General features: G+C 41.2%; 8 protein-coding genes. 4 read left to right on the plus strand and 4 right to left on the minus strand.

The annotated features are described in order from the left end of the window. Nucleotides 1-226 precede the first annotated feature (226 nt). On the minus strand, nt 227-1,066 hold the full coding sequence (gene dapF, locus H6G59_RS26810) for a diaminopimelate epimerase (RefSeq protein WP_190721073.1): 840 nt from the start codon (nt 1,064-1,066) through the stop codon (nt 227-229). Between the two features lie 77 nt (nt 1,067-1,143). On the opposite strand from dapF, the gene H6G59_RS26815 reads away from it, so the two are divergent. Then, the gene (locus H6G59_RS26815) at nt 1,144-1,428 is read left to right on the plus strand and encodes an Hfq-related RNA-binding protein (protein ID WP_190721075.1); all 285 of its coding nucleotides are present in this window, start codon (nt 1,144-1,146) and stop codon (nt 1,426-1,428) included. A 129-nt stretch (nt 1,429-1,557) separates the two neighbouring features. On the opposite strand, the gene H6G59_RS26820 is transcribed toward H6G59_RS26815, so the two are convergent. Further along, nucleotides 1,558-3,861: a cation:proton antiporter domain-containing protein gene (locus tag H6G59_RS26820; RefSeq protein ID WP_190721078.1), complete on the minus strand. Its 2,304-nt coding sequence runs from the start codon at nt 3,859-3,861 to the stop codon at nt 1,558-1,560. A 253-nt stretch (nt 3,862-4,114) separates the two neighbouring features. On the opposite strand from H6G59_RS26820, the gene H6G59_RS26825 reads away from it, so the two are divergent. Then, nucleotides 4,115-5,554 (plus strand): FAD-binding domain-containing protein, encoded by a 1,440-nt coding sequence (locus tag H6G59_RS26825; RefSeq protein ID WP_190721080.1) that lies wholly within the window; start codon nt 4,115-4,117, stop codon nt 5,552-5,554. A gap of 106 nt (nt 5,555-5,660) precedes the next feature. Here the strand turns inward: H6G59_RS26825 and galK are convergent, their stop codons facing one another. Both galK and H6G59_RS26835 read right to left on the minus strand, forming a co-directional pair. Continuing rightward, nucleotides 5,661-6,731: a galactokinase gene (galK, locus tag H6G59_RS26830; RefSeq protein WP_190721082.1), complete on the minus strand. Its 1,071-nt coding sequence runs from the start codon at nt 6,729-6,731 to the stop codon at nt 5,661-5,663. A 140-nt stretch (nt 6,732-6,871) separates the two neighbouring features. Next, nucleotides 6,872-7,957, minus strand: coding sequence for a M24 family metallopeptidase (locus H6G59_RS26835; RefSeq protein WP_190721084.1), 1,086 nt, complete (start codon nt 7,955-7,957; stop codon nt 6,872-6,874). A 192-nt stretch (nt 7,958-8,149) separates the two neighbouring features. Between H6G59_RS26835 and H6G59_RS26840 the strand changes: the two genes are divergently transcribed. Continuing rightward, nucleotides 8,150-8,449, plus strand: coding sequence for a type II toxin-antitoxin system HigB family toxin (locus H6G59_RS26840; protein WP_190721087.1), 300 nt, complete (start codon nt 8,150-8,152; stop codon nt 8,447-8,449). Further along, complete coding sequence (locus H6G59_RS26845) at nt 8,433-8,864, plus strand: helix-turn-helix domain-containing protein (RefSeq protein ID WP_190721089.1); 432 nt, start codon at nt 8,433-8,435, stop codon at nt 8,862-8,864. The genes H6G59_RS26840 and H6G59_RS26845 overlap by 17 nt, the downstream gene beginning before the upstream one ends. Nucleotides 8,865-9,068 lie beyond the last annotated feature (204 nt).

Consider the following 9,068-nt stretch of genomic DNA (forward strand, 5'->3'; position numbering starts at 1 on the left):
CTGTTGCGGCAACGATAGTCTGGGGGTTGCCCCACGCCAAAATAGCTCGATGCCAGGTCTATTCTTACCACAAACCCCCCTCCCCCTTCACACCGGGGGGGGTTTTGTTTTTTAACATTCTCACTTTTATTCGATCTCAGAATAATCTAACGGCAGGTCGTCCTATACATAGGCTAATATAGGTAACAACGACTAGCCGCTAGTCAAATCAGTCTATTCAATAAGGCTAAAACTTACCCGTGAATACTCGTTCTGCAGGTCCAGTCATGTAAATTCGTTGATCTATTTCTGACCATTCAATTTCTAATAGTCCTCCTGGTAATTCTATAGTTGCAGTGCGATCGCATAAATCATTCAATACCCCAGCTACTAAGGAAGCACAAGCACCAGTACCACAAGCTAAGGTAATACCTGCACCACGTTCCCAAACCCGCATTTTCAAGTAATTACGATTGACTACTTGAATAAATTCCGTGTTGGTTCTTTGGGGAAAAACTGGATGGTGTTCAAACTTAGGTCCGATGGTTTCCAGTTGAATAGCAGCAACATCTTCAACAAAGGTAATGCAGTGAGGATTTCCCATACTGACGCAGGTAACATCCCAAGTTTTCCCAGCCACCTCTAAAGGTTGATTAATGACTTTACTGTCAGCAGGTGCTAGAGTGGTAGGAATTTCTTCAGCAAGTAACCGGGGTAGTCCCATATCCACCTTTACTTGACCATCGTCCATGAGTTGGGGTGTCATCACACCGGCTAGGGTATGAATGCGATAATAATCTTTAGTGCGAGATAAGCCTTCTAATTCAGCTAAAAACGCCCCTAAACAGCGAATGCCGTTACCACACATTTCCGGTTCCGAACCATCGGAATTAAAAATCCGCATGGTGTAGTCAGCACCGTTGTCACCAGGTAGGGCAAAAATTACGCCATCAGCCCCGATACCAAAATGACGATCGCACCATTTCACCGCTGCTTCTGGTGTGATTAGGGGTGTAGAAGATGAACGGTTATCAATGAGAATGAAATCATTACCTAAACCGTGATATTTACTAAATTCGATTGCCATTTTTCCCTAGATGAATTATCAAAGATAAATTACTGCTTAATTAAACATTGTGCCTTGTGCATATATCATTACCAAAAATGGCAACAACTGAATTTGACACGACTCTTCCTAGCATTCGACAAGTGCAAAATTGGATTAAACAAAAACCAACTGTCGAATTAAAACTTGTGACTGGAGACTTAATCACAGGTAAGATTTTTTGGCAAGATGTTAATTGTGTGTGTATTTTAGATGGAAACAGTGAGCAAATCACTATTTGGAAGCAAGCGATCGCTTATATGAGACCACAAAGTGAGACAGTGTTGGAAAGGGGATTAGTCCCAAGAGATGCAAAAGTTGAAGTTGCCAATTTAAATTCTTGACTACCCCCACTAGAGATAATATCGTGTCCGGTTGAATACTTATGATTAGGCAACCGCGCACAGAGTTTTTTGATCAGCAATTAGCCGGACATGATATCGTACCAACTTAAAAACAGCCTATAACCTCTTTTAGGTACTCTCTACCTCACCAACTTTAACCGTTGGCAGGGCTAGGGATAATCCGCAAGCGCCAATAAAAAATTGTTGAAGTTGATTCAGGCTTGACAAACTACCGCATAGCAAGACTTGATCACCTGTTTTTAAGTCTATGCTGCCATGAGGAAAGCGGATAAACTTGCCATCTCGCCGAATTGCCTGCACTTTTACCCCATACTGTTCATCAGTGGTCAAATCTACCAGATTTTTACCCAAAATAGGGCAATCGGCTTGTACTGTTACCCATTGACAAGCGTTATTTTCATTGGGAACAGCTACCTGTCCTTGAGCAAATTCTGCTAATGCGGCTAATTCCTCAGACTCACCTACCACCAGTAAGCGATCGCCCTCTTCTAATTGAGTTTGACTGTTAGGATAATCTATTTCCTCCCCGTGAGAGCGGCGAATAGCCATTAAACTTACACCCGTGAGGTAGCGCATATCAGCTTCTTCTAAGCTCATCCCAATCAAAGGGGAACCAGATGGTAAATCATACCAGCGACGATTCAGATCACGGGTTACTTGCTGTAAATATTGGGAAACTTCCGCAGCTGAACGCTCTGGACGCAATTCTAAATAATGATCCTTGCGAATTTCCTGCATTTGTTGCTGCACTACTTCTGGTGATAAACCAATGCCGGTTAGTAAATAGGTTGCCATTTCTAAACTGGCTTCAAACTCTGGTTGCACAACTTCCCTCGCGCCGAGTTGGTAAAGCACCTCAATATTTTTATCTTGGGTAGCGCGGACAACTAAATCTAGTTCTGGGGATAATTCCAAAGCTCGTTTTAAGCACAGACGAATGCTTGCAGGATCAGGGAGAGCGATCGCCATTCCCTTAGCATGATTTACACCCGCAGTTTCCAGTACATGAAAACTTACCCCATTACCATAAACATAAGGTATCCCAGCCTCTCGTAACTGCTGAACGCGACTTTCTGATTGGTCAATAACTACCACAGGTAACTCGTGTCGCTGCAACAACTTCACCAAATTCTTACCAATTCGCCCATAGCCACAGACTACTATATGGTCTTTCAATGGCACATCTTCGGAAAAATCACGGGCTTGATCTTCTACCAAATAAGGTTTTAGCCAAGGCATTGATTCAGCAAAATCAAATAAAAATGGTACTAAACGCAGGACAAAAGGAGTCAACATCAGTGTGACTGCGGTAGTTCCCAGAATCAGTAAATATATGCGTCGGGAAACCAAACCCAAAGCCTGTCCTTCACTAGCAAGAACAAAGGAAAATTCTCCAATTTGTGCCAGTCCTAACCCAGCAATTAAAGCTGTTTTTAATGGATAGCCAAATAATTTAACTAGAGGTGTGATAATTAAAAACTTGCCTACGAACACTAGGGCGACAAGTCCGAGAATCAGTTCCAGGTTGTTCCACAAAAACACTGGGTCAATTAACATCCCAATAGCAGCGAAAAACAAACTGGCGAAGATATCCCGCAGTGGTTCAACAATGGTCAGTGTTTCGTCGGCGTACTCAACTTCAGAAATCATCAACCCAGCGACAAACGCTCCCATCTCAATTGATAGCCCCAAATATTCTGTTAATAGGGCAATACATAAACACAGAGTTACCACCCCTAACAAAAATAGCTCGCGGCTTTCAGTACGGGCTAACAGTCTTAGTAAAGGAGGGATTAACCAAATTCCTGCCACAACTGCACCAGCAGCAAATAAGCCAATCCTCACTAGGGCTGTTAACACTGCTATCCCCAGAACATCAGCTGGTTCATGGAGGGCTGGTAATACAGCCAACATCAGTCCCAAAGCCAAGTCTTGCACTACCAAAATGCCCAGCATTACCTGCCCGTGGGGTGTTTCTGTTTCGTTGCGTTCCATCAAGCATTTAAGGACAACTGCTGTAGAAGACAAAGAGAGAATTGACCCCAAAAATACGCCTTTAGCTGGTAAACTTCCCCAAGCGCCTGTTACCCCACATACCAAAACCGTGATCAAAATGGTGAGGGCAATTTGTAAAGTACCGCCACCAATAGCGATCGCTTTGACCTTCTTGAGTTCCGCCAAGGAAAATTCTACACCCAAGGCAAACAACAAAAACGCTACCCCGAACTGCGCCAGGGTTTCTACCTGCACGACTTCTTTAATTAGACCCAGTCCAGATGGTCCGACAACCATCCCGCCGATGATATACCCCAGTAAAACAGGTTGTTTTAAGAGTGCAGCCAACAGTCCACCGCAGGCGGCGACAGCAAACACTGACACTAAGTCAACAATTAATCTAAAATCCTCTTGCACCAGTTTTTAAAGAACTATTAAGACCTAATAAACCCAGCATACAAAGTTTTATCTCTTTGAGGGGATGGGAATAGTCACCTAAAAACAAAAATTCTAGATAACTCCATCTATTTTCTCCAAGTTGCTGGTTATCTCTTGCTTAATGCCCCTAAATTTATTTATGGAGTTTAGCGAAACAGTGCTAAGTAAAAAAGTAAGAGCGCAAGTGTCCTTTTAGATGTAAAATAGTACAAACAAACTATACTAATGTCTAATGTCTGACCTAATTCTGTTTTGGCATCGCCGGGATTTACGTATTTCTGATAATACAGGACTAGCCGCTGCACGAGAGCGAAGTGCAAAATTGGTAGGTGTATTTTGCCTTGATCCTGATATTTTGCAGCGAGATGACATAGCTCCTGCTAGAGTAACTTATATGATTGGCTGTTTGCAAGCTCTGCAACAGCAATATAGTCAAGCTGGTAGCCAATTGTTAATTCTGCACAACAACCCAGTGATAGGGATTCCGGTTTTAGCAGAGGCTTTAAAAGCTAAAGCGGTGATTTGGAATTGGGATGTAGAACCTTATTCACAAACAAGGGATATCGCCGTAATTGACTCTTTAAAAGCAAAAGGGATTGAATTTCTTTACCAAAATTGGGATCAGCTACTTCATTCACCAGCAGAAATTTTTAGTGGTTCTAAAACTCCCTACACTGTTTATACTCCTTTTTGGAAAAATTGGATTACTAAACTCAAAGCAACTCCTGTAGAAACTCTGCCAAATTTTGCAGGTTTAACAGAACAAGAACAAGAAATTGCTCAAGAAGCAGGCGCAATTAAATTACCATCTGCTCAAGATTTAGGCTTTGTTTGGGATGGAGAATTAATTATTTCTCCAGGAGAATCGGCAGCAAAAAAACGTTTAGAACTATTTACAAAATCTGCCATTAATGAATACCAGGAACAGCGTAACTTTCCCGCTGTCGATGGAACATCTCAATTAAGCGCAGCATTGAAATTTGGTGTAATTAGTATTCGCACAGTTTGGCAAGCGACAATAGAAGCATTAGAAAATAGTTGTAGTGAAGAAGTTACAGCAAGTATCCGCACATGGCAACAAGAATTAGCTTGGCGAGAATTTTATCAACACGCCATGTATCATTTCCCGGATTTAGCTGATGGTGCCTATCGAGATAGTTTTAAAAGTTTCCCCTGGCAAAATAATGAAAAATATTTTCAAGCTTGGTGTGAAGGAAAAACCGGTTATCCAATAGTTGATGCAGCCATGAGGCAATTAAATGAAACTGGCTGGATGCACAATAGATGTAGAATGATAGTTGCCAGTTTTTTAACTAAAGATTTAATTATCAATCCTCAATGGGGAGAAAAATATTTTATGCAGAAACTCATTGACGGTGATTTATCTGCTAATAATGGTGGTTGGCAATGGAGTGCTTCGAGTGGTATGGACCCCAAGCCATTACGGATTTTTAACCCCGCAAGTCAAGCACAAAAGTTTGATGCAGAAGGGGAATATATTCGCCAATGGGTGTCAGAATTGCGATCCGTCGATAGCCAATATTTAGTCAGTGGTAATATTCTGCCTTTGGAACGTCGTGCTGTGGGTTATCCAGCACCAATTGTAGATCATAAAAAACAGCAAGCTTTGTTTAAAGAGATTTATCAGCAGCAAAAGGTTGGAGTTGTTTAATTTTAACCGCAGATTAACGCAAATGAATGCAAATAATTCATTTTTGGTGATAGCGATTCCTACATTTGTGAGGTACAACAAGCCAGAATTAAGGGACTTACAAAAGTCATAAATTGATTGTAGGTACTAAAATTTGGCCGTTGTAACCTATATGGTTGTATTCTTCAATTACTTTTGTGGCAATCTCTCTTCCTTGACCTGATGTAACTAAAGCAACACAAGCTCCTCCAAAACCTGCACCTGTAAGTCTTGCACCAAATACTCCTGGCGTTTTCTGCAAAATTTCTACCAAAGTATCCAGCGCAGGTACAGAAACCTCGTAATCATCCCGCAAACTAGCATGGGATGCGTTCATCAACTCTCCAAACCGCTCAGGTGTGACTTCCTGTAAAGCTTCCAAAACGCGGTTATTTTCTGTAATCACATGACGGGCGCGATCGCATAACGGTTTAGGTAATATATTTGTATCGTCAACATTAGTAATATCTCGCAGTGCTTTTACTCCTAACAAATGCGCTGCCTCCTCACACTCGGCCCGACGCTGGTTATAACCACTAGTGGCAAGTGTACGCGGCACACCGCTATCTATAACTATAATCTCAGTTCCAGGTGGAAAAGGCACGAGATAGCGTTCTAGGGTACGAGTATCTAAAAATAAAATATGTTTGCTATCCGCCAAACTAGCAGCCATTTGATCCATAATGCCGCATTGCACACCAGCATAGTGAATTTCTGCTTGTTGTGCCAATTGGGCAATTTCCACATCATTGAGAGGGAGATCAAAAAGTTGACCTATTGCTCTAAGTGTTGCTACTTCTAAAGCCGCACTGCTAGATAAACCCGAACCCATAGGCACAGATGATTTTACATATACCAACAGAGATGGTATTGTGTAGCCTGCGGTTTTTAATACTTCAATACAGCCATAAATATAGCTGGCAAATCCAGATGGTGAATGGTGGGTATCTAATATAGTGACTCGTTCGTTTAAATTTTCTGAGTAAAAATGATGTTCGCTATCTCTACTCATACCCAGTAATACTGTTGTGCTTTGAGGAATGGCAGTTGGCAGCACAAAACCATCGTTATAGTCGGTATGTTCACCCAGTAAATTTACCCTACCTGGCGCACTGGCTTCTGCTTCGGGTATTGTATTGAATATTTCTTCAAAATTCATAATATTTTTGTCTCACGCAAAGGCGCATTAGCGAAGCGAAGTACGAAGTACGTTAGGCGCAAAGGAAGAAGAGATTAATTCAGGGTGTGGTGTAATTATGGCTTTTGTTAAAAGCATTGGTTTAACCTTAGTGTATCTATCTATTTAATTAAAGGCACAGCCCGTATTCTTCCTTCTACCTCTACACTGGGAAAATTCGGGTCAAAAGTCAAATTCTCTAACTTCCCATTCTCTAGAATTACAAAAGTATCTTCCACCTTTGCACCCGGTACACTTGGATTCCAAGCAACAGCCATCCCTGCTGCTAAAGTTTCAGTAGCAGTGGGAGTGGCAACAACTTCTCTGGCTAAATATCCTGTAGTTCCTCCTTGATGATGTTCAAGGATAGCATGGGCAAATCCATGTTGTGCATAAGCTTGAGCTAGGGCGTGATAAATTGCATTGAGGGCAGTTCCAAGCTGAGATAAATTCAAGATGAAAGCTTCAATTTCCCGCACATGGCGGTGCAATTCGGCATTCTCATTTGAAAGATTGCCAAAACTCACAAATCTCGTCAAATTGGCATACAAACCATAACCTCTAGCGCAAAATACCATCATTGCTTGTCGTCCAATTTGTTCTCCTGTGGGTGTGGCATGACGGTATAAGGGTAAACGCCTCTCTCCAGCTACCAGTGTCACTGCTGGATGTAGTCCCCTTGTCCATAATGCTTCTGCACCTGCACCAGCTAACTGGTATTCTGTCCATGTAGGTTCTGCGGCTGTGAGTACCTCTGTCATCGCTTGGCTGGCTTTTAACCCTATTTGCCGATATCGCTCTAACTCGCTGGACATCAGTAACCGTTTCCGGTTTTGTAAAGATGCTGGTAATGGTTGCTCCCCCAGAACAGGTTTATCACTAAGAACTTTTCCAGCGTTTGTAACTTCACGGACAAAAGTCTCACGTTTGTCAGCTTCAGCCCAAGGACTGATGTGTAGTTGAAAATTAGGTGGTAGTTCTTCATCTTTCAGGCGTTGCGCTTCAATTTCATCGGTTAATATCCACGCATCTTGAGCAGTTACTAATACTTCTGCTACGCCAGTTTCTGAAGTCAATAAGACGGTGTGAGAAGCGCCCGCAGTTGCCCAAGCAAACCAATCTGTACCGCGTAAACGTATAGCCTGGGTTTCGGTTTCAGCTAGGGTTTGTCTCATGAGTTCTAGCTTGGCGGAGACTTCTTCGTTCATAGGGGATAAACACAAATAGTTAGAGATAATTATCAGGTTCTTCTGTGTGTTTCTGCGTCTGTCTCAGGTTGTGAACTGGGGTTTTCAGATTGAAAATTGAAAATAAACTCGGCTTTTATAGTCAGGCTATCCACTAAAATGGGGCGTAAAATATGATAGTGGTGCAACTATTTACACTTTTCATCAGGGAAAATGCACGTTATTAGTTTTAAAATATTAAGAGAATATACAGAAAACCACGCTGATTCTCAGGAAGCACTAAACAATTGGTATAAAATTGCTACTAAAGCTAAATGGTCAAACTTGATTGAAGTGCAGCAGGTTTTTCCTAAAGCTGAGGCTGTAGGTAATTTTACAGTTTTCAATATTAAAGGCAATAAATACCGCTTAATTGTTAGTATAGATTATAAAGGTCAATTAATTTATATTAAATATATCCTCACCCACGCAGAATACGATAAGGATAATTGGAAAAATGACCCTTACTTTTAATCCAGAAAGATATAAAGAACTATTAACAGCCTATCTTCCCAAACTTATCAAGACTGAAGCAGAAAACGAACAAGCTTTAGCCATTGTGGAAGATTTAATGCACCGGGAACGCACACCTGAAGAGAATGAACTATACCAATTATTAATAACTTTAATTGAAAAGTTTGAACAAGAATATTATCAAATTAATCAACAGAATAATCCTCAATCTATGCTGTTATTTCTTTTAGAAGAATCTGACGAAAGCAAAGCTGATTTACAAGCAGTTTTAGGTTCAGAAATCTTGGTTGATGATATATTAAATGGTAATTCAAAGATAAATCCAAAATTAGCGCAAAAACTAGGAGATTTTTTTCATGTGGAAGCAAGTTTATTTGTAAATCCCTTAGTGACAGCAGAGTCAGAGACTCTGTGATAGCAATGAGAGAAAGTAGCAGCAACCGACTTGAAAAAATGGTGATAGTGCTGAGTATGGGTTATACTAACCCACATTCCGCACCCTCAACTGTCACAGATCAAAAAAGCCCTTAAAGTAGTACATAATAACTAGCAGCAACTCAAAAGTTAAGAAGCTTAATGAGAATGACTAGCATTAACAGGGACATGGTGTGACAAAGTA

It is taken from the genome of Anabaena lutea FACHB-196 (genome assembly GCF_014698305.1).
In the GTDB taxonomy this organism is placed as follows: Bacteria; Cyanobacteriota; Cyanobacteriia; order Cyanobacteriales; family Nostocaceae; genus Anabaena; species Anabaena lutea.